The organism is Microbulbifer okhotskensis (genome assembly GCF_023895975.1).
GTDB lineage: Bacteria > Pseudomonadota > Gammaproteobacteria > Pseudomonadales > Cellvibrionaceae > Microbulbifer > Microbulbifer okhotskensis.
The window spans coordinates 24,661-44,956 of the sequence record NZ_JALBWM010000001.1 but is presented as its reverse complement, the minus strand read 5'-3'; the positions used below and the strand labels follow the sequence as shown (position 1 = coordinate 44,956).

The window sequence follows — 20,296 nt, the reverse complement described above, 5'->3', positions numbered from 1 at the left end:
TATTCTTTCGAGTACTCCACTTCAAAGCACCGCCTGTACAGTAACCTATGTCGCTCCACTGGCAACACCCTTAAGTCTATAGCCCCCAATTTCCTGTCTTTAAAACTGTTAGCGGCAGTAAATCGAGATTCATGGGAGTTCGTCTCCCAGCTGGCAACACTCCAATTCACCGGTTAATTTTGCAATACAATTACACAGTCCGATTTTTATTAAATTAAATAAATTTTCGATAAATACCACGAAAGATAAATTAAATTTCAGTAAAAACCTGATGTAGCTCAACCCGCCTCTCATTGCTTCACAAAATTTACCCTGTGATAGTGGCACTTTCCAACATCTCCAGTTAATCTCTTGTGACTTATCCCCCGGTAATTAAAATAGACCCGGACAAAAACACAGACTCCCCTATTTATGAGCGGTACGCGCACCATACAAAGCTGTTCCCGCCTGCTCCAGTGGCAGGCGCTATTGCTGTTGTTGGTATTTCTCAGCGCGCGCGGTCTGGTTCCTGCGGGATTTATGCCGGCAGCCTTCACGGCAGGAACCCCCTACGGACTCTGTCACGGTGATAGCCGTACTGCTCTACTGCTCAACGCTCTCGCCAGCAATGCTCATAGCAATCACCACAACAGCCATACCAATCCCGCTACCAACCACAATCACGATGCGCTGACCGCACATTCGTTCGCCGACAATCACTGTAATTTCTCCGCCGTTGCCAGTATATCCAGCTCAGCTGCGACAGAACTGGATATAGCCTTATCTGGCTTTATTTATTCGCCCTCTTTGGCTGGCTTTCATCCTGCACTCTCAAGCCCTTATAACCGCCCACTGATCCGCGCACCACCGGCTTAATTCCTTTTTTCTATCCCCACTGACTGTGGACCACCAGGCTAGGCGCCGGTGCACTCGATTGTAGTTTGCCTTAGACAACCGCAACGCTTTGCCCTGCCCTTCGACCTTGTGCAAATACAACCGCCTTTTGCCCGTAAAAGCAAAAAAAGCGGATATTACGCGCGCGCTAAATTTGGATCGCACTCGCGCGCTTATGGCTGTGTGTGAAAAACACCAGCGGAAAGGAATAAAACCATGCATCAACGCATTAACATGAAACTATTTCTGAAAAACCCCCTCAGCCTGGCACTGGTTGCCTGTTGTACCTTTTCGACAAATCTCAGCGCAGAAGAAATCAAGAAAACGGAATCACTCAAAGATAATGAGATGGAGCAAATGGTGGTCACCGGAGTAAAAACTGAGCTGCCCCTCAATCTGGTAACTGACCCCAAAAAACCGCGCCAGCCACTACCGGCCAATGATGGTGCAGACTACCTGAAAACCATTCCCGGATTTTCAGTGGTCCGTAAAGGCGGCACCAGTGGTGACCCACTGCTGCGCGGCATGGGGGGCTCCCGACTGGGGATGGTAGTGGATGGGGAGACATTGGCCGGGGGCTGCCCCAGCCGCATGGACCCACCTACCGCGTATATTTTTCCCGAGTCGATGGACGAAATTGAGGTGATCAAAGGACCACAGAGCGTTCTTTATGGTCCCGGCAATTCAGCTGGCGTAGTGGTTTTTACCCAGCAGCAGGAACGCCCCACCGAAAACGAATGGAATATGCATACAAGCCTCCTCGGTGCCAGCGCCGAGCGTCGCGACGGGCTCTTCGATGTGTCTTACAACTCTCCTCTATTGTCCATTCGCAGTTCCTCCACCTCAGCGTCTGCTGACAATTATGAGGATGGGGATGGTAACGAGGTACACTCCAACTACGAGCGCTGGAGCAGCCAAGTAACCCTGGCCTGGACACCCAACGACGATACACGGGTTGAAATCGATACTGCATTTAGTGACGCCGAAGCCGCTTACGCAGATCGTGGAGTGGACGGCTCTAAATTTGCCCGGGAGAGCTACAAGGCAAAATATACCCGCAGCAATATCAGTAGCTGGCTCGAGTCTATGGAGTTGCAAGCCTACTACAACTATATCGACCACATAATGGACAATTACAGCCTGCGCGAGCTATCCAGCACCTCGACACCCATGGCCATGAATCTCGATAGCGAAACCACGGGTTTCAAGCTGACCCTGGTGTTTACCCCACTGGAAGATGTGGAACTGACCAGTGGCATCGACGGCCGGGATAATCGCCACACCAGCCGTTCGACCATGAATCAGTCCGCAATGGACTACCGCGATATGGACCGGGAGGCCGATGCCGAGTTTTCCCAGCTGGGTTTATTTTCTGAGGCCAGCTGGCAGGTAGCTGACAATCAGCGCTGGATTGCCGGCACTCGTATTGACGATTGGGAAGTAAAAGATCTGCGCGACTCAATTTCCCTGTCCATGATGTCCTCGGTGGATAACCCCACTGCGGGCGAAACGCGCTCGGAGCTTTTGAGCAGTGGCTTCCTTCGCTACGAATACGGCTTCGAGAGCGGTCGCAATAGCTCCACCACACTCTTCGCCGGACTCGGTTATACCGAGCGCTTCCCCGACTACTGGGAAGTTATTGCCCGGGAAATTGAAGACTCCTACAGCGCTTTGGATATCGAATCGGAGAAGACCACCCAGCTGGATATCGGATATATTTTAAGCGGTAAAAAACTCTCCGTAAGTATTTCAGGATTCGTCAACGAGATTGACGATTACCTAATGATTGAGACGGATTACGAAAAGGCTGCTGTCTTGAGCAGCATGAGTGGCATGGACTCCTCTGTCGACACCCGCAACACCACAATCGTCAGAAATATCCAAGCGCGATCCTGGGGCTTGGAATTCGACTCCTCCTATCAACTCGCTGAGCGGTGGCGCACTGAATTTACCCTGACTTCTGTCCGCGGCGCCAACGAGACGGATGGAGCTACCCTTTCACAGCTTCCCCCGCTAGAGGGCCGCGCAGGGCTTTACTATGAACAACCCCAGTGGTCTGCAGGTATTTTGTGGCGAGCTATCGCCAGTCAGGACCGAGTGGATATTGGCAAAGGAAATATTATTGGCCAGGACATAGGTTCAACTGATTCCGCCAATGTGGTTTCCATCAACGCCGCTTGGAAGCCCATTAGCAAAGTGCTAATTACCGCCGGTATCGACAATTTATTCGATGAAACTTATGCGGAGCATATCAGTCGCTCTGGCGCTGATATTGCCGGATTTGAGCAATTGACTCGCGTCAATGAACCGGGGCGCACTTTTTGGCTTAAGACCATTTACCGACTTTGATGTCAGCGGGGGCCCTTATCGGCCCCTTATATTTCCCCACCATTTTTCGGAGAGAATTTCTTCAGAATCTATATATTTTATTATTACAAAATGAAATTTCTATAATAGCTGGTTATACAAAACAACTTATCCAGGTCAAATAAAGGGTCAGGTTAATAAAATAAAAGAATAAGACTAAAAACGATAGGAAAGATTAAAAGACACTGTGCGCAAGTGGCCTAAATCAACACGCTTAACTTTTCCCACATTGTTATAGTTATATTCTATCGAGGTATCAAAATTCTGCGTCCACATAAGGCGATAACCCGCTCCGATATTCCAGAAAGTATCACTGCCACTCTCATCCACAATATGAATATATCGGTCATCCGGATACCAGCCTGGATGTTCATGATACCAGTAGCCTCTTTTTATAACATTGTTCAATTCCAAGTCTGCATAATTCCATCCCACCATCCAATAGAGGCATTGCACATAGCAATTGAGGGTGAAATCGATTTTTATATTCAGTCCGATTTGGCTGACAGTCACATGGCTATCATCAAAACGGGATGCGCGTAACTCTACCTGCCAGACACCCACTGCAGGAGTCACCCCCAGGCTGACATAGCCAAAAAAATCTCGCTGCTTATTTAACTGTTGCTCTCCACTGCCCAGGCCTAAGGTACCAATAATCCGATACTCTCCACTGGCAACGCCATCAAATGGATTATTTGCCTCGAATCCATGGCTTGTGCTTCCAAGCAAAAGGGCCAGCATACAAAGAAATAGCTTCACGACTGTCATCCTAGCAACCCATTAATTACCGGTCATACAGATAATCTCAGGTTGACTCCACATCAATAATCGCCCAGACACCTCCAACAAATGCGGGGTTTTCACGCAAAGTGTCAACGGAACCGGCTTCGGGCATTGGTTGCCCGGCTTGACGAAGCTCTTCCAAACGCTGGAATATCGTTTCCGCCATTTTTTGCAAAGCTGCCTCAAGGGTATCGGCATGACAGTGGCAATGTGGCAGATCCGGCGCAATGGCACCAAATCCGGCATACTCAATGTTGTGCACCACAACCGGATAGCGCATTGAAAAATACTCTTATGTTTTAGCTTTTCAAAGGGTAGACTGCTTTGCATTCTGCGTGGGAAATTGGCAAGTAAATTAGCCGTTTGGCGAAGAAATACAATTTCAGACTGGTACCGCTCAACATGCTTTAACTACAAACTTGGCAGGGAAAAGACTATAGAAAATTACTTAATAGGCAGGTGACAGGCAAAGTCAGTGCACTTTTGGCAAAAGTAAAAGAGCTGAGAAAATTAGCAAAGGTATATTTAACAAGCTAACTAAAACAGACGCTGATTACCGGGGCATTCTCCCCAGTAGCGCCCTGCGAGAAAACAACATGCTGTTATAGGTGCGTCGCAATGCGATATCGTTTTCAGCACTCACATTGGAAAGCGCTTCAAAATGCCGCTGCAGCCAGGCTATCTCCTCCTCCAGCTCGCGACGCAAACAACGAACCTCACCTTTTTCCTGCTTTAACCGCTGATTGGCTCCAGGCATAGGAGAGCCCCTTCAGTTATCTGCACTGGGTCTAGTTTTTAAAGCCCCCACCAACAATGGTGGGGGCTCATGACGTATTTCTTTTGACGATAAAAGCTAAGCTGTGGATTGACTCTTCAGCAGCGCCTGCCAGTCAAAGGAGGTATCCCCTATCACATAGAAAAAGGGATTTAGCAGCGATTCCTTGCTGTTATAGCGCAACAGATTAAAATCCTCATCCACCACAATACCACCTGCCGCTTCAACGACGGCCTGAGCTGCTGCTGTATCCCACTCGCAAGTGGGCGCCAGACGCGGGTACAAGTCGGCTGCGCCCTCAGCGACCAGGCATAGCTTCAGTGAGCTACCCATATTTTTGCAGGCCACTGTGCCCAGCTCCGACTCTATGCGCTGTACCAGCTGATCGACAGTGCCGGTTCCATGGCTGCGGCTGGCAACCAGCTCCACAACTTCTTTCTTTTCCAAACGCGGTTTGAGCGAACGCACCTGGATTTGATTTTCGCCGCTCGCATCTCTCTTAATGGCACCTTCGCCCTTACAACCGGCGTAGGTAATATCCAGCACTGGTACGTGAACCACCCCCAGTACCGGTTCGCCATTGTCAATCAGGGCAACATTGACGGTGAATTCTCCGTTGCGCCGGATAAACTCCTTGGTACCGTCGAGTGGGTCTACAATCCAATAGCGCTGCCACTGGCTGCGCTCGTCGAAGGACGGTATCTCTTCCTCTTCGGACAGTACCGGCACGCCTTCAATTAACTGTGCCAATGCGGGCGCCAGTACCTTGTGTGCAGCCAAGTCAGCAACCGTTACCGGTGAATCGTCCTTTTTGGTCTCCACTTGCAGTTCTTCACTGCTGTGATACACCTCGAGAATCGCCTCTCCAGCGCGTTTGCAGATATCAATAACCTGCTCTAAAAGTACTCTGTCCATTACCACTCCCTAATCTGTGAGCTCGGCATTATAAGGCTTTAAGCGGGAAAAAGGTCCTGCACCGAGAGATAGCGCTCACCGGTGTCATAACTGAAAACCAGCACACGACTACCCGGATTCATTTCACCCTCCCGCTTTTTTAAGGCAGCTAGGCTGGCACCGGACGAAATACCGACAAAAATTCCCTCTTTCAACGCGCAACGCCGCGCCATTTCAAAACTGTCTTCTTCATTGACTAATACAGTGCCATCGAGAATTTTGGTGTTTAGTACCTGCGGAATAAATCCGGCGCCAATGCCCTGCAGCCGGTGTAGTCCTTTTTCACCACCACTGATAACCGGTGATTTTTCCGGCTCTACCGCATAGACCTGAAGGTTGGGAAAATGCTCCTTCAACACCTCTCCACAACCGGTAATATGCCCACCCGTACCAACTCCGGTAATCATATAATCGAGCCCGTCGGAAAAATCCGCCAGAATTTCCTTCGATGTAATTTCCCTGTGTACCTGGACATTGGCACGATTGTTAAACTGCTGTGGCATCCAGCTATTTTCATGCGAGGCGAGTAGCTCTTCTGCCTTGGCAATAGCACCGCCCATACCGCGCTCTTTTGGTGTAAGTACCAATTCTGCCCCCATCGCTTTCATTACCTGGCGGCGCTCTACCGACATCGACTCAGGCATAGTCAGGATCAGCCGATATCCCTTCACCGCAGCGACCATTGCCAAGCCAATACCGGTATTGCCGGAGGTGGGCTCGATAATGACACCCCCCGACTGCAGAGCGCCCCTGCGTTCGGCATCCTCGATCATCGCCAACGCAATACGATCTTTAATACTGCTGCCCGGATTAAAACGCTCTACCTTCATCCAAACTTCGATATCAGGTCGAAAGAGATGATTTATTTTTACATGCGGGGTATTGCCGATTGTTTCCAGAATATTGGCTGCTTTCATCGGTGAAGCTCTCCATTATTAATGCGCACAACAGGCCTGTGCCAGGCGTATTTATTCAATATCGGGCCATACTACCTCAGAAATACCCCGCACCAGCTACCCAGGGAAACTCATTTGGGTACCAGCTCAGGAAGCCATCGAAGAATGCGTTGAAAAACGCTAAATTGATCAGAGGGCACACAAAATAACAACAAGGTAGATCCCAATGAACTCAGAAACCCCAATTTCTACGCAATCTATCCCACACTCCTTTCTGCGCTTTTTTATTGCCAGTGCCACCCTATTCATCCTCTTGGATACCTGGAAAATAGAGGGCCTCTGGATGCCAGCTTTAAAGGCACTGCCAATTCTCTCTCTATTGATCATTGCCAAAATCGAACTTGGTGGCACCACCCAACGCTTCGTTATTGTGGCTCTCAGTTTCTCGGCACTGGGAGATATATTGTTGGAACTGCAATTCGCCCATCACTTTATTTTTGGCTTGGGCGCTTTCCTGATCGCACAACTGGTCTACGCCGCCGGGTTCCTACGCTATGCGGAGCGGCTGAATCGGCGCAGCCTTGCAAGAGTGATCCCCATAGCATTAGTAACACTGGCTTTAGGGCGGGTTATCCTGCCCGCATCGGGGGGGCTAGCACCTGCTGTACTGTTCTATCTGCTGGCCATCGTCGCCATGGCTGTTGCTGCGTCGATACACCGGGGCGATTCCGCTCTACTATTTACCGGAGCGGTAACCTTTATGCTCTCGGATACATTGATCGCCATCAACAAATTTATCGCGCCGCTACCATTTGCAGATAGTGCAATTATGCTGACTTATTACGGCGCACAACTCGCTATCCTGTACGGCATCCGCCGCGCCCAGGCATAATACCGGACCGACCGGGAGCACAAGGCCAAGCCAACTAAACTTTGTCTTCCCAACACACCTCAGAAAGGTAGACAGTGCCCATGCTCGACTGGCGAAGTATCGATACCGTATTACTGGACATGGACGGCACCCTGCTGGATTTGCACTACGACAATCACTTTTGGTTGACCCATTTGCCCAAGCGTTACGCAGAGGTTCACGGCTTTGACCCCAATGAGGCCCAGCAAAAATTAGAGACCGAAATCAACGCCCGCCGCGGCACCCTGGAGTGGTACTGCCTCGATTTTTGGCAGGAAAAGCTAGAGCTGGATATCCTCGGAATATTGCGCGAGATTGAGGAGCGTATCGCCCTGCGCCCCCATACCGAGGCCTTTTTGAACGGCCTACAGCAACTGCAGAAACCCACTTTCCTGGTCACCAATGCACACCGTCAAGGGCTGGAACACAAGCTGGAAATCACCGGCATCGACCGCTGGTTTGACGGCATCGTCTCTTCCCACGATTATGGACATGCCAAAGAGAGTGCCCATTTCTGGGGTACATTGCGCGAGAAGCTGGAATTTAATCCAGACAGAACCCTGTTTGTCGACGATAACCAGAGTGTGCTCGCCGCAGCCCAGGATTACGGTATCGCGCACCTGCTGTGTATTCGCCAGCCAGACAGTCGCGGGCCCAAACGGGAAATTACCGATTTTCCGGCAATTCATCATTTCGACGAAATTATGGCACTCGATAACAGCGCCCCAAACGAGCGACCCGCATAGCCCGCATTGGCGAAGTCACCTTAGTTAAACGCTGGAAACCGATGGAAAAAGTACGTATCGACAAGTGGCTCTGGGCCGCACGCTTCTTCAAAACCCGCAATATTGCCAAACAGGCGATTGAGGGCGGCAAGGTTCATGCTGATGGCCATCGGGTCAAAGCCAGCAAAGAAGTCTCTACTGGTGCCAAACTAAGCATTCGCCAGGGCTGGGACCTGGTGGAGGTTGAGGTGGTCTCCCTGTCTAACCAGCGCCGTGGCGCCGAAATTGCCCGCATGCTCTACCGCGAGACAGAGGACAGCATCAGCCGCCGCGAGCGGGAAAAAGCTGAGCGCCAAGCCACCAATGCCGGTATTCAACAAGATCGGCCCAATAAAAAGCAGCGCCGGCAAATACACCGTTTTTTGCGAGAACAGGAGTAGAATCCTAGGACAAAAGTGGTGAAATTTCCGCCATTTGCCACTTTAGCTGCTAAACTGCCCCCACTTAACCCGATAGAAAACAGCCATGATGAAACGACTGATCGCCATCTCCCTGCTGGTTTTGCTCGGTATGCAGACCGCCCTAGCAGACAGCCGTGAACACGAGCAGCTCAAGCGCTCAATCATCAAGATTTACACCACTGCCGCCGCTCCGGATTACTTCAATCCCTGGGCCCTGCTCAACCCCAAGCAGCTATCCGGCTCTGGCGCAGTGATCCGCAACAGGCAGATTCTCACCAATGCGCACGTGGTCGCCAACGGCAGCTTTATTCAGGTGCAGCGCCACGGTGATGCCAAGAAATTTCGCGCACGGGTTAAGTTTATCTCTCACGATGCAGACTTAGCGTTGCTGACCGTCGAAGACGAGATTTTTTTCAACGACACCCACCCACTCACTCTGGGTAAGCTGCCCGACTTACAAGAAGAAGTCACCGTCTACGGTTATCCGATTGGCGGCAAATCCTTATCCATTACCCGCGGCGTGCTCTCCCGAGTCGAGCACCAGTATTACGCCCATGCCGAAAGCTACCTGATGGCCGGCCAGATTGATGCTGCAATCAATCCCGGCAACAGCGGCGGCCCGGTCATTTCCAACGGGCGCATCGTCGGCGTGGCCATGCAGACCAACCAGAGTGCAGAAAACCTGGGTTATTTTGTTCCGCCTAGTGTAATCACCCATGTACTCGAAGATGCCAGGGACAATGTTCACCAGGGTTTCCCCGAGTTGGGTGTGGTCACCCAAAGCCTGGAGAGCCCCTCAATGAAAAAGGCCGCCGGCCTGGAGGAGGACCAGGATGGCGCCATGATCGTGAAGGTATTTGATGACGCTCCCTCCGCCGGAGTATTCCAACCCGGGGATGTGCTACTGCAAGTGGATGGCTTTAAAGTAGCCGCAGATCGCACAGTGGAATGGCGCGAAAATCAGCGTACCAACTACCATTATGCCGTAGACCGACACCATGTCGGCGACAAGTTACCCGTGCGTTTCTCCCGCAACGGTGAAGAGCAGGCGGCAGAAGTGACCCTGGCGGCAGCGCCCCCCTCGCGCGCGATGGTTCTAGGCGAGCAGTTTGACCGCCAGCCCCGCTACTACATCTATGGCGGTGTTGTCTTTGTGCCTCTGAATATGAACCTGATCAAACGTTGGGGCAGTAACTGGCACTCAAAAGCGCCTATTGACTACCTCTACGCCCGCAACCAGTGGAGCAACGAGGAGCAGCGTGAAATGGTAGTAGCGCTGAAGGTGCTACCCGCTAACGTGAATCTCGGATATCACGACTGGAAGAACTGGACCATCAATACTGTGAACGGCCACAGCATTACAGACTTTGATGAGTTTGCCCAATTGATGGAAACCAATAAGCAGGACTTTATCGAGCTGCGCGACCGCTCCGGCTATCGTATGGTGCTCGACGCCGCTGAAGCGCGAGAGCAGGAACCGCGAATCCTGCAAACTTACCACATCCCCCAACGCCACTCTCAGGGGCTATTTAGCCAACTGGCTAACAAAGAACAATAGAACAATAAGGGGCATGGAATAGCCGTGAAATTACTGTGTTTAGAAGTCGTTCTGGGCGGCCTGTTACTGACCGCCAGCGCAGTTGCCTATAGTGGAGAACTGTACCGCTGGGTCGATGAAGGTGGCCGTGTCCACTTTGGTGATCGCCCACCGGTTGACACCAAGGCCAAGGATATCTCCGGGAACCTTACGCCGATCAACGCTGTTGGCTCTACAGAAAAACGGCAGCCATTAAATACGGTGAGGGTTTCTCGTAATGTTGACGAGGAGTACCAGGCGCGACAACTGCGCGAAGCGCAAGAAAAGCAGCAAGAAATGGATAAAGCCTGCAGTAAGGCCCGCAGTAACCTCAAGATCCTGCAGGGCCGCGTGGCATTTTTCGACAATAACGGTAACGAAGTCCGCCGTACTGAGCGGGAACGCCAGCAAATGGCAGCGAAGCTACAACGCCAGATTAACGATTACTGCAGCTAACACTCTCTTGTCCGTGCCGCCAATGCCCCAATCGGTGCGCCTCCCCTGCGGCAACAGGGGCCGCAATGATTACCGACGGCTACCATTTAGGGATATCCACCTCTAAAATCCTGCGGTTTTAATACCGAGGCACCCGATCCATGTCCGATCAGCTGGAACGTTTTATCTTCTCCAAACACGACATTCGCGGGCAGGTGGTAACACTGACTGATGCCTACCGCGATATTCTCGAACACAATCCCCTGCCAGCACCGGTAGCGCGTCTACTGGGAGAATTCCTAGCCGCAGCCTGCCTACTTTCAACCACGCTGAAATTTGAAGGGGTACTCAGCCTGCAAGCCCGCGGTGAGGGCAATGTGCCCCTGATTATGGCGGAGTGTACCCATCACAGTGATCTGCGTGGCATAGCCCGGGTTGCAGACGATGTGCAGTTCAATGAAAACGCCACCCTGCGCGATATGATCGGTACTCGCGGAGCCCTGGCCATCACCCTTGAGCCCAAACGCGGTGAGCGCTATCAGGGGGTGGTCCCTATGGAAAAGGAAAGTCTGGCAGAGTGCCTGGAAGACTATTTCAAACAGTCAGAGCAACTGGCCACCCGCGTCTGGCTCGAAAGTAGTGATAGCTCCGTGGCCGGGCTCATGTTGCAAATTCTACCCGGCAACAACGCCGCTTCAGCAGAGGAAAACGAAGATACCTGGGAAACAGCCATTCATCTGGCAGATACAGTGACTGCTGAAGAGCTCTTCACCGTCCCTCATCCGGAACTGATTCACCGCCTGTTCCACCAGCTAGAGCCCGCAACTCTGGGTACTGATAATATTCGTTTCAAGTGCAGCTGCTCACGAGAGCGCAGTGCCCGCGCACTGGTCTCACTGGGCGCCGAAGATGTGTATCAACTACTGGAAGAGCAGGGTGGTGAAATTGTCGCCGACTGCCAATTTTGCAATGCCCATTACCGATTTGTACGGGATCAGATTGAATCCCTGCTAAACGCGCCTCCCCATACCTTGCATTAAACCCGCTGGGGCTACACAACAAACTCCCGCTTTGTGTAGCCTCAAAACAAATCCCAATCAGCGACCGACAATAATTCACGCAGGAAATAATGGCTACAACCTATATAAATTAAACTAATCTAAACTCAGATTATTTTCCATGACAGCGCTGTCACTGACTACAAAGCATCCAAGGTTGCTACCGGCTTATTTTGATTTTTGCAATAATGCGCCCCCCAAATTTTCTACGGCTGTCTAAACCTTGGGCAGCCCCAATGTTTTTACTATCCAACTTTCACGGGTAATGCACGAATGGCACAGATCGACGACTCCGCGCTGGTCTTCAAGAACCTATCACCGGCACAATTGGTAGAGCAGGCTCTGACACGCGGCGAGGGCAAGCTGTCAGATACAGGCGCTCTGGTGACTGAAACCGGCGCGCGCACCGGTCGCTCCCCAGCTGACCGCTTTGTTGTAGAAGAGCCCTCCACTGCCGACAGTATCGCCTGGGGCAACGTCAACCGCCCTTTCCCGCAGGATAAATTTGACGCCCTGTGGGATCGTGTAGAGGCTTTTGCTGCTGGTGACGATACCTTCGTTCAGCACCTGCATGTGGGCCAGGACGAAGACCACTATCTGCCGGTTGTAGTGACCACCCAAACGGCGTGGCACAACCTGTTCGGGCGCAACATGTTTATTCGTGCCGAGAAATACAATCCCAAGTCCAAGGAAGAGTGGAAGATTCTTCATGCTCCTCACTTTGTCTGTGAGCCCGAACGCGATGGCACCAACTCCGAAGGCTGCGTGATCATCAACTTTGGTCAGCGCAAAGTACTGCTGGCGGGCATGCGCTACGCCGGTGAAATGAAAAAAGCCATGTTCTCCGTGCAGAACTTCCTGCTGCCGGAAAAAGACGTAATGCCTATGCATTGTGCGGCTAACGTCGGCGAAGATGGCGACACCTGCCTGTTCTTTGGTCTGTCCGGCACCGGCAAGACCACCCTTTCCGCCGATCCAGAGCGCTACCTGATAGGCGATGATGAGCACGGCTGGACCAAGGGTGCCGTGTTCAATATGGAAGGCGGCTGCTACGCCAAAACTATTGACCTGAGCCAAAAGAATGAGCCGGTCATCTGGGACGCAATTCGCTTCGGCGCCATCGTCGAGAATGTAGTGACCAACGATAACGGCACCGCCGATTATTGCGACACCAGTCTCACCGAAAACGGCCGTTGTTCCTACCCGTTGGAGCATGTCGAAATGCGCCAGCTGGAAAACCGTGCCGGTGAGCCGAAGAACGTTATCTTCCTCACCTGTGATGTCTCCGGCGTACTGCCTCCGGTATCCATCCTCTCCAAAGAGGCTGCGGCTTATCACTTCCTGTCTGGCTACACTGCTCGCGTCGGCTCCACTGAGCTGGGCGCAGAGGCCGGAATCCACCCGACTTTCTCCACCTGTTTCGGCGCTCCATTCATGCCGCGCGCACCGCGCGAATACGCAGACCTGCTGATGAAGCGTATCGAAGAGTTCGGCTCCAAGGTTTATCTCGTCAATACCGGCTGGACCGGCGGCTCCGGCGGCAACGGCAAGCGTTTCCCAATTCCAGTGACTCGCGCAGTGGTTGCCGGTATCCAAAGCGGCGCTCTGGAAGGCGTAGCTACAGAGCACCTGGACGCCTTGAACCTGGATATCCCGGTGGAAGTGTCCGGTGTCGACAAGTCCTACCTGAATCCGCGCGAAGCCTGGGCTGACAAGGCCGCCTACGACGACCAAGCCGGTAAACTGGCAAAGCTGTTCGCCGAAAACATTAAGAAATTCAATGTCAGCGAAGACGTCAAGAAAGCGGGCCCACAAGCCTAATTGATAGGTCATCAGGCGGACTGAGCCCTCTGTGACTTCAAAGCCGCTGCCCCCCCGGTGCAGCGGCTTTTTTACACCCTCGCAAAGCCCCCGGCTCGTAGAATTTTGCGGCTATAGTGATTAAACAGGCGCCGACGAATTCAACGTCTGCAACGTAATCACCGAAGCAGCAGTTGCGAGTCCTATGTCCGCAGGCAATTCCTTTACCCGCTTTGAAACTCTGTATCCGCATAAACCGCCTGGGCAGCGCGTCAACCGGGTGGTGGTCGGTACCCTTATCCTGATTCTCAGTGCGATCCTCTTGGCACTCTGGTTATTCCTTTATTTCATTTCGCAGGAAAAGCCCTACGTAGAGCTCAAGGGGCACCGAATCGCCAGCGAGGGGACCTTCGACAAGTTCCTGCGAAGTGGCAACAATCGAGCACAGATACAAGCACTCAACCAGTTTCTGCAGGAGCGCGGTGTGGTCGGCGTATTCCCTGTGCAGGATTTACTGCGCCAGGGCAGTGATTGGCTCGACCTAAAAGAAGCGCCATTCGCAATCCCCCCTCGGAGCCAGTGGCCGAATATTGTCAGTACGCTCACCCTGGTACGGGATCATGTAGTGCCTCTGATTGGCCCGGTCGCCGTAGTGTCAGCATTTAGAAGCGATACCTACAACCGTAAGTTTCAGGGCAGAGACTCAGCTAGGCACCGGAATTTTTGTGGGCTGGACCTGATTCCAAAATCCAATATCGGTCACAAAGAACTCAAAGAGGAATTGACCGCTATGCACGCTCGCCTTGGTCCCGATAGCAATCTCGGTCTGGAGCTCACTGAGGAAATTCTGTTTCACATAGACACCTGTGGCTATCGCACCCGGTAACTGAGGTAGCGCCCTATGTTTAAGCAACGTAATACAGAGTTCGTAGAGATCAGCCGACAGAACTTGCGCCGCCAAATACTGATTATCGGCGCAATCGTTCTTGCCATCCTGCTCGGTTTTTTTATTTTCACTTTCGAGCGGGTTCGAGACTTAGACGACAGGGTAAGATCGCCAATCAATATCCTGCCTCTACTCATGATCCCCGAGGTATACGACATTCAAGGCTATCCCGCCGCTTCAGAGCGCGCTTTCAGCCGATTTCTCAGCAAGGGGAATAACCATGCGCGCTTCACCAAGCTGAAAAAATTTCTGCGTAATAACCGAGTCGATCAGGTGGTTCCCCCCTTTGAACTATTGCGACAGGGCAGCGACTGGCAGGATCTGGATGAACCCCCTTTCGCGATTCCCCCCAAAGAACTCTGGTGGGGGATGGTCAATACTTTGCGGGTTATTGAACGGGAAATCGTACCTCGCATTGGCCCCATTACGGTTGTCTCCGGTTGGCGCACTGTCGGCTACAACCGCAAAGCCGGTGGCTCCAAGGGCAGTAAGCATTTACATTTTTGTGGACTGGATATGGTGCCACAACAGAAATTTTCTAGAGACCAGTTGATTCCCGTACTCAGGGACATCCACAAACGCAACGGCCTTCAGTGGCAAATGGGTCTGGGGATTTACAGGAGTGTCCGCTTTCATGTGGATACCTGCGGGTACAGGCGCTGGTAAAACCACACTGCTTCTGCTTAGATAGAGCAAAAATTGGGCACCCCATATCGCCGGGTAGCCCGTGAAGCAGAGGAAGTTGCAGTGCAGGAAAAACTCGAAAGGCGCTCGTTTATATTAACTCTTTTGTTGGTAAGCGTAGCTTTTTTACTACTGATAAAACCCTTTTTTACTCCTATTTTTTGGGCATGTGCCACAGCCTTGATTTTTTACCCGGTCTACCGCTTGTTAATGAAGCGTTTTCCCAATTCGCCTAATTCAATGGCTCTGCTTACCCTGTTGATGTGTATTGTCTTACTGGTAATACCGGTACTAGTGGTAACCACCTCATTTATTAATGAAGCGGTAACCCTTTACCACAAGATTCAAGAGGGGCAAATTGACGTTTCTAAATCCTTTGAGCAGATTCGCAATGCCTTCCCCAGGGTCAACAGCATACTCGAAGGCATTGGCGTGGATATTGAAGAAGCCAAACAACGCTTGCTAGGAGGCGTAATGAACGCCGGCAGCTTCGTAGCACGAAACGCAATTGAAGTTGGACAAAATACCGTTAACTTTTTTGTCATGCTCGGCTTAATGCTCTATCTCACCTTCTTCTTAATCCGCGACGGTGAAAAGCTGGTAAACCTGATTATCCACGCCCTACCCCTCGGCGATGAGCGCGAACACCTATTGCTGGCCAAGTTTGCCGAAGTAACTCGAGCAACGATCAAGGGAAACCTGGTAGTGGCCATTACCCAAGGCGCGTTGGGCGGTATAATTTTCTGGATACTCGGTATACCCGCACCGGTGCTTTGGGGGGTTCTGATGACCTTGCTATCGCTATTACCGGCCGTGGGTGCAGCGCTGATCTGGCTACCTGCTTCCATTTACCTCTACGCGATTGGCGAGCCAATAAAGGCTACGATTCTACTGGCCTACGGTTTAACCGTGATCAGCCTGGTCGACAATTTGCTGCGCCCCATCCTGGTAGGTCGCGATACCAAGCTCCCTGACTATCTAGTGCTCTTTTCCACCGTTGGCGGCCTGTTTATGTTTGGGATTAGCGGCTTTGCTATTGGCCCCTTACTCGCCGCTCTCTTCCTCGCGTTCTGGGAGATATTTATGCGGGAGTTTGTCCACCCTGAAGATATGCTGATGCCTCCAAAACCCGAGGATCTTTGATAATTTCTCAGGTGGCGCAAATCGATGAATTATAGATTTCGCCGACGGACATTTTGCACAGATAAAAACCAAGCTCTCCGACTGAAAAGGGCCTCTTATCAAAGTGGCCCGATCGGTTACGCCGGAGTAGCATAGACGTACCATCAACCTCAAGGGACCTATTCGTGAAACACTGGCTAACCTTTCTGCTTACAACTCTGATCAGCCTCCCCGCCCTAGCCCTCGAGGTAGGGGATATAGCACCGGACTTCTCCCTTCAAGGCTCGGATGGGAAAACCCATTCACTGGCCGATCTGAAGGGTAAAAGCACCGTGGTAATCGCCTGGTACCCAAAAGCTTTTACCAAGGGTTGTACGATTGAATGTAAATCTCTCGCCCAAAATGGCCACTTGATCAAAGAGTTTAAAGCCACCTACTACATGGCCAGTACGGATGACCTGGAAGACAACACACGTTTTGCCAAGGAAAGCGAAGCTGATTTCCCGCTACTCAGCGACCCTACGGGTGAAGTCGCCAAATCTTATGATGTACTGATCCCCATAATGAATATTGCCCGCAGGATTACTATTTATATTGGGGAGGATGGCCGTATACTGAAGATTGATAAAGATATAAAGCCGGCCACTAGCGCTGAGGATATAGCGCGAACTCTGGCCGAACTGGACGTAAAAAATAAGTCATCCTAAGTACGCCAGTCATCCAGCACATAATAAATAGCCCGGAAAGTCTCCGGGCTATTTATTGATATTCAAAAATACAGTCGTCAGCAAATCACAAAAGAGATACCGAAGCAGCATTTTTCCCCCTCAAATTCATCCAACCATTTGCAGACATTCAGTGTGGCCTCTCCTCGACTAGACCTATCGACGTACTCATGCAAATATTCGGGTGTACCAGAAGAAAAAACACGGGTATCTGCTGCTCTTAGTGCCACTGCATTATTTGCCCAGGGCAACTCATCGTCTGTTTTTCCAACAACAGCGCCACCGGCCAATTGGCCTATTTGCTGATTGCCCCAAAGGTAGATCCCTGACCGATCTTTCACCCAAAATAAAAATGGAAGTGCGCTCAGTACTTGTAAATCTTCAGCAGTCATATAATACCAGCGACAATAATAGTTTAGCCTACCCCTAATTCTAGCAGTGCCTAAATGTAATGCTTAAAATATATTAATACTGTCACGAGCAGAAAATAGGGATTCACTATTCAAGGTAAATCGCAAGCATACCCGACAAAATTAGAAGGGTGATATTCAGAAAACGTAAGGATAGATACAATCCACTCTACAGTGAAGAATCTAAAAAGCGCTATGGCTAAATATAAAACAATCAAAACTATTAAGTATTGCTGCCGTTAAAATCGGGTTCTTTATTTTCATAAAGAACCCCTTCAGGAGGCCTAGTCTCCGACAATTTCCAATTCTTTCAGCTTGCGAGTCAAGGTGTTGCGCCCCCACCCGAGTAAATCAGCAGCGTCGCGTTTTCGACCAGCGGTATGTTTGAGAGCAATTTCAATCAGGGCGCGCTCAAATGCGGGAACTGCTTCACTGAGAATCTCGCGCTGCCCTGACGATAAAGCCTGATCGGCCCACAGACGCAGGGCCTTTTGCCAGTCTGCCGGGGCCTCTGCTACCGCGCCCTGCTGGTGAAGCTCTTGCGGTAGATCTTCGATATGTACTTCACGACCGGAGGCCATCACGGTAATCCAGCGACAGGTGTTTTCCAGTTGCCTAACATTACCGGGCCAGTCGAGCCCGGACAGGTACTCTTCGGCTTCCTTGGTCAGGATCTTCGTTTCCACCCCCAGATCATTGGCCGCAGAGTTAAAGAAGTGCCTTACCAGCCTTGGGATATCTTCGCGGCGGTCCGCCAGTCTCGGAATATGGATGCGAATCACGTTGAGGCGATGAAATAAATCCTCACGGAACTTGTACTGACGCACCAAATTTTCCAGATCCTGGTGTGTCGCAGCAATAATCCGCACATCCACTTTTACCGGGGTGTGACCACCCACCCGGTAAAACTCCCCATCGGCGAGCACCCGCAATAATCGCGTCTGAGTATCTGCGGGCATATCACCGATCTCATCCAAAAACAAAGTACCGCCATTGGCCTGTTCGAAGCGCCCTGCACGCTGCGAGCTGGCACCGGTAAAGGCGCCTTTCTCATGACCAAATAATTCCGATTCCATCAGGTCCTTGGGAATAGCGGCCATATTCAACGCAATAAAAGGCTTATCCCGGCGCGGGCTGTGATTGTGCAGCGCCTGCGCCACCAGTTCTTTCCCTGTACCGGATTCTCCGTTGATCAATACAGTGATATTGGAGTGCGAGAGGCGGCCGATCGCGCGAAACACCTCCTGCATCGCCGGCGCTTCGCCAATGATCTCTTTACTGCCCGTGCCGTTTTCGGGTTCTACACGCTCCTCCGCACTCTGTTCACTGGCGTGCATCAATGCACGGCGGGTAACAGCGACGGCTTCATCAATATCAAAAGGCTTGGGCAAATATTCAAAAGCCCCCCCCTGATAGGCAGCCACTGCGCTGTCTAGATCCGAGTGTGCAGTCATAATAATAATTGGCAGACCTGGGCGCTCAGCCTGAAAGCGCTGCAATAGCTTAAAACCATCGGAGCCCGGCATACGAATATCACTGATAACGACATCCGGTGAATCGCTATAAAAATCATCCAGAGCACGATCACCACTCTCATAACATTGGGTTTCAATGCCCTCCCGCGACAGCGCCCGCTCCAGCACCCAGCGGATTGATCTGTCGTCGTCAATAATCCAAACGCGATTACTCATGCTCTAGGTTCCTGTATTTGCTAATTCAGTCATGAGGGGCAGGTAAATCTGGAACACACTGCGCCCGGGGCGGCTGTCACACTTAATCAGCCCCTTGTGTTGATTGATAATGTTCAGAGAAATAGAAAGTCCAAGACCCGAACCTTCGGCGCGTCCAGAGATCATCGGGAAAAATATCCGCTCACGGATTTCTTCCGGAATACCGGGGCCGTTGTCTTCAATCTCTATACGACATACCAGTGGGCAGTTGCGCCGGCCTATGGTGAACTGGCGCTGTATACGTGTGCGCAGCACCATTTCGCCGCTACTGAGCCCGATACTTTCATCGATAGCCTGCATCGCATTGCGCGCTATATTCAGCAGCGCCTGGATCAATTGCTCGCTATCCGCTGGCACATCGGGAATTGACGGGTCGTAATCCCTTCGAATCCACAGCTTTCCGCCACATTCGGCATCCACAAGCTGTGCCACCCGCTCCAATACCTCATGCGCATTGACCGGCTGCAGCTGTACCGGCTGGCGCGGCCCCAATAGACGATCCACCAAGTTGCGCAGGCGGTCCACTTCTTCAATGATGATCTGGGTATATTCATCCAGAGAGGGATCCGGCAGTTCCCGCTGCAACAGTTGCGCAGCACCGCGAATACCACCGAGCGGGTTTTTCACCTCGTGTGCCATACCGCGTACCAGATTGCGCGTGGTTTCCTGGGCACTGATCAATGCGTCCTCCCTGGCGATACGTAACAGACGATCCATCGGCTGTACTTCCAAGAGCAATAGACCCAACTCCGGCACCGGGCTTACCGAGTAATCCACAGTGCGGGTTTCCAGGTTATTCAAGTGCCAACTAGCCCGGCGCACCGTGTATTTTTCACTCTTGCGCAAGGCTTCCCGCATAGTCTGATGAGCACTGGATGATTCGCGTACCACCTGCTCCAACGGCAAACCATTGACCCTGGCACTCGAGGCGGCGAGTAAATCTTCTGCAGCATTGTTCAGATAACAAACTGATAACTTTTCATCCAGCACCAGCACAGCAGAAGTTAGGCTATCGAGTAGCTGGCGCAACTGGCGATCATTAAGCATTTACAAAATCTCCAGTTCT

The 20,296-nt window shown here is 51.6% G+C and carries 21 protein-coding genes; 13 read left to right on the top strand and 8 right to left on the bottom strand.

What is annotated here, in order from left to right:
* The first annotated feature begins 411 nt into the window (after positions 1–411).
* Both MO867_RS00215 and MO867_RS00210 read left to right on the top strand, forming a co-directional pair.
* Entirely contained in the window at positions 412–855 is a 444-nt protein-coding gene (locus MO867_RS00215) for a hypothetical protein (protein ID WP_252463919.1), read from the top strand.
* Positions 856–1,089: 234 nt separating this feature from the next.
* Entirely contained in the window at positions 1,090–3,222 is a 2,133-nt protein-coding gene (locus MO867_RS00210) for a TonB-dependent copper receptor (RefSeq protein WP_252463918.1), read from the top strand.
* Positions 3,223–3,396: 174 nt separating this feature from the next.
* Here MO867_RS00210 and MO867_RS00205 read toward each other — a convergent pair whose 3' ends face one another.
* From MO867_RS00205 to cysK, 5 genes are all read right to left on the bottom strand, one after another.
* Positions 3,397–4,008: an outer membrane protein gene (locus MO867_RS00205; protein ID WP_252463917.1), complete on the bottom strand. Its 612-nt coding sequence runs from the start codon at positions 4,006–4,008 to the stop codon at positions 3,397–3,399.
* A gap of 37 nt (positions 4,009–4,045) precedes the next feature.
* Positions 4,046–4,303, bottom strand: a complete 258-nt coding sequence (locus MO867_RS00200) for a type II toxin-antitoxin system HicB family antitoxin (RefSeq protein WP_252463916.1) — start codon at positions 4,301–4,303, stop codon at positions 4,046–4,048.
* A 273-nt stretch (positions 4,304–4,576) separates the two neighbouring features.
* Complete coding sequence (locus MO867_RS00195; protein ID WP_252463915.1) at positions 4,577–4,780, bottom strand: hypothetical protein; 204 nt, start codon at positions 4,778–4,780, stop codon at positions 4,577–4,579.
* 96 nt (positions 4,781–4,876) lie between these two features.
* Complete coding sequence (gene cysQ, locus MO867_RS00190) at positions 4,877–5,713, bottom strand: 3'(2'),5'-bisphosphate nucleotidase CysQ (RefSeq protein ID WP_252463914.1); 837 nt, start codon at positions 5,711–5,713, stop codon at positions 4,877–4,879.
* 38 nt (positions 5,714–5,751) lie between these two features.
* Positions 5,752–6,669, bottom strand: coding sequence for a cysteine synthase A (cysK, locus tag MO867_RS00185; protein WP_252463913.1), 918 nt, complete (start codon positions 6,667–6,669; stop codon positions 5,752–5,754).
* A 205-nt stretch (positions 6,670–6,874) separates the two neighbouring features.
* Here cysK and MO867_RS00180 point away from each other — a divergent pair, with 205 nt between their 5' ends.
* From MO867_RS00180 to MO867_RS00130, 11 genes are all read left to right on the top strand, one after another.
* The gene (locus MO867_RS00180) at positions 6,875–7,540 is read left to right on the top strand and encodes a lysoplasmalogenase (protein WP_252463912.1); all 666 of its coding nucleotides are present in this window, start codon (positions 6,875–6,877) and stop codon (positions 7,538–7,540) included.
* Between the two features lie 80 nt (positions 7,541–7,620).
* Positions 7,621–8,304, top strand: a complete 684-nt coding sequence (gene yrfG / locus MO867_RS00175; RefSeq protein ID WP_252463911.1) for a GMP/IMP nucleotidase — start codon at positions 7,621–7,623, stop codon at positions 8,302–8,304.
* A 41-nt stretch (positions 8,305–8,345) separates the two neighbouring features.
* Positions 8,346–8,723, top strand: coding sequence for an RNA-binding S4 domain-containing protein (locus MO867_RS00170; RefSeq protein WP_252463910.1), 378 nt, complete (start codon positions 8,346–8,348; stop codon positions 8,721–8,723).
* Between the two features lie 85 nt (positions 8,724–8,808).
* Positions 8,809–10,302 carry a S1C family serine protease gene (locus tag MO867_RS00165; RefSeq protein WP_252463909.1) on the top strand — a complete coding sequence of 498 codons (1,494 nt, stop codon included), beginning with the start codon at positions 8,809–8,811 and terminating at the stop codon, positions 10,300–10,302.
* 24 nt (positions 10,303–10,326) lie between these two features.
* Positions 10,327–10,776 carry a DUF4124 domain-containing protein gene (locus MO867_RS00160; RefSeq protein WP_252463908.1) on the top strand — a complete coding sequence of 150 codons (450 nt, stop codon included), beginning with the start codon at positions 10,327–10,329 and terminating at the stop codon, positions 10,774–10,776.
* A gap of 140 nt (positions 10,777–10,916) precedes the next feature.
* Positions 10,917–11,795 (top strand): Hsp33 family molecular chaperone HslO, encoded by an 879-nt coding sequence (gene hslO / locus MO867_RS00155; protein ID WP_252463907.1) that lies wholly within the window; start codon positions 10,917–10,919, stop codon positions 11,793–11,795.
* A gap of 291 nt (positions 11,796–12,086) precedes the next feature.
* Positions 12,087–13,634 carry a phosphoenolpyruvate carboxykinase gene (locus MO867_RS00150; RefSeq protein ID WP_252463906.1) on the top strand — a complete coding sequence of 516 codons (1,548 nt, stop codon included), beginning with the start codon at positions 12,087–12,089 and terminating at the stop codon, positions 13,632–13,634.
* Positions 13,635–13,818: 184 nt separating this feature from the next.
* Positions 13,819–14,499, top strand: coding sequence for a D-Ala-D-Ala carboxypeptidase family metallohydrolase (locus tag MO867_RS00145; protein ID WP_252463905.1), 681 nt, complete (start codon positions 13,819–13,821; stop codon positions 14,497–14,499).
* 15 nt (positions 14,500–14,514) lie between these two features.
* Positions 14,515–15,225 (top strand): D-Ala-D-Ala carboxypeptidase family metallohydrolase, encoded by a 711-nt coding sequence (locus tag MO867_RS00140; protein ID WP_252463904.1) that lies wholly within the window; start codon positions 14,515–14,517, stop codon positions 15,223–15,225.
* 33 nt (positions 15,226–15,258) lie between these two features.
* A complete protein-coding gene (locus tag MO867_RS00135; protein WP_252463903.1) occupies positions 15,259–16,386 on the top strand; it encodes an AI-2E family transporter in 1,128 nt (375 codons plus the stop codon).
* A gap of 164 nt (positions 16,387–16,550) precedes the next feature.
* Entirely contained in the window at positions 16,551–17,072 is a 522-nt protein-coding gene (locus MO867_RS00130; RefSeq protein ID WP_252463902.1) for a peroxiredoxin, read from the top strand.
* A 77-nt stretch (positions 17,073–17,149) separates the two neighbouring features.
* Here the strand turns inward: MO867_RS00130 and MO867_RS00125 are convergent, their stop codons facing one another.
* The 3 genes from MO867_RS00125 to glnL all read right to left on the bottom strand — a co-directional run bounded on the left by MO867_RS00125 (position 17,150) and on the right by glnL (position 20,277).
* On the bottom strand, positions 17,150–17,482 hold the full coding sequence (locus MO867_RS00125; protein ID WP_252463901.1) for a PAS domain-containing protein: 333 nt from the start codon (positions 17,480–17,482) through the stop codon (positions 17,150–17,152).
* Between the two features lie 302 nt (positions 17,483–17,784).
* Positions 17,785–19,191 carry a nitrogen regulation protein NR(I) gene (ntrC, locus tag MO867_RS00120; RefSeq protein WP_252463900.1) on the bottom strand — a complete coding sequence of 469 codons (1,407 nt, stop codon included), beginning with the start codon at positions 19,189–19,191 and terminating at the stop codon, positions 17,785–17,787.
* Positions 19,192–19,194: 3 nt separating this feature from the next.
* Positions 19,195–20,277 (bottom strand): nitrogen regulation protein NR(II), encoded by a 1,083-nt coding sequence (gene glnL / locus MO867_RS00115; protein ID WP_252463899.1) that lies wholly within the window; start codon positions 20,275–20,277, stop codon positions 19,195–19,197.
* Between the last annotated feature and the right edge of the window lie 19 nt (positions 20,278–20,296).

Excerpts from the sequence above, each read along its gene's own strand:
- ntrC (WP_252463900.1), bottom strand. The coding sequence starts at position 19,191 with ATGAGTAATCGCGTTTGGATTATTGACGACGACAGATCAATCCGCTGG.
- MO867_RS00125 (WP_252463901.1), bottom strand. The coding sequence starts at position 17,482 with ATGACTGCTGAAGATTTACAAGTACTGAGCGCACTTCCATTTTTATTT.
- cysK (WP_252463913.1), bottom strand. The coding sequence starts at position 6,669 with ATGAAAGCAGCCAATATTCTGGAAACAATCGGCAATACCCCGCATGTA.
- cysQ (WP_252463914.1), bottom strand. The coding sequence starts at position 5,713 with ATGGACAGAGTACTTTTAGAGCAGGTTATTGATATCTGCAAACGCGCT.
- MO867_RS00195 (WP_252463915.1), bottom strand. The coding sequence starts at position 4,780 with ATGCCTGGAGCCAATCAGCGGTTAAAGCAGGAAAAAGGTGAGGTTCGT.
- MO867_RS00205 (WP_252463917.1), bottom strand. The coding sequence starts at position 4,008 with ATGACAGTCGTGAAGCTATTTCTTTGTATGCTGGCCCTTTTGCTTGGA.
- MO867_RS00145 (WP_252463905.1), top strand. The coding sequence starts at position 13,819 with ATGTCCGCAGGCAATTCCTTTACCCGCTTTGAAACTCTGTATCCGCAT.
- hslO (WP_252463907.1), top strand. The coding sequence starts at position 10,917 with ATGTCCGATCAGCTGGAACGTTTTATCTTCTCCAAACACGACATTCGC.
- MO867_RS00200 (WP_252463916.1), bottom strand. The coding sequence starts at position 4,303 with ATGCGCTATCCGGTTGTGGTGCACAACATTGAGTATGCCGGATTTGGT.
- MO867_RS00140 (WP_252463904.1), top strand. The coding sequence starts at position 14,515 with ATGTTTAAGCAACGTAATACAGAGTTCGTAGAGATCAGCCGACAGAAC.
- MO867_RS00165 (WP_252463909.1), top strand. The coding sequence starts at position 8,809 with ATGATGAAACGACTGATCGCCATCTCCCTGCTGGTTTTGCTCGGTATG.
- MO867_RS00150 (WP_252463906.1), top strand. The coding sequence starts at position 12,087 with ATGGCACAGATCGACGACTCCGCGCTGGTCTTCAAGAACCTATCACCG.
- MO867_RS00215 (WP_252463919.1), top strand. The coding sequence starts at position 412 with ATGAGCGGTACGCGCACCATACAAAGCTGTTCCCGCCTGCTCCAGTGG.
- yrfG (WP_252463911.1), top strand. The coding sequence starts at position 7,621 with ATGCTCGACTGGCGAAGTATCGATACCGTATTACTGGACATGGACGGC.
- MO867_RS00210 (WP_252463918.1), top strand. The coding sequence starts at position 1,090 with ATGCATCAACGCATTAACATGAAACTATTTCTGAAAAACCCCCTCAGC.
- MO867_RS00180 (WP_252463912.1), top strand. The coding sequence starts at position 6,875 with ATGAACTCAGAAACCCCAATTTCTACGCAATCTATCCCACACTCCTTT.
- MO867_RS00170 (WP_252463910.1), top strand. The coding sequence starts at position 8,346 with ATGGAAAAAGTACGTATCGACAAGTGGCTCTGGGCCGCACGCTTCTTC.
- glnL (WP_252463899.1), bottom strand. The coding sequence starts at position 20,277 with ATGCTTAATGATCGCCAGTTGCGCCAGCTACTCGATAGCCTAACTTCT.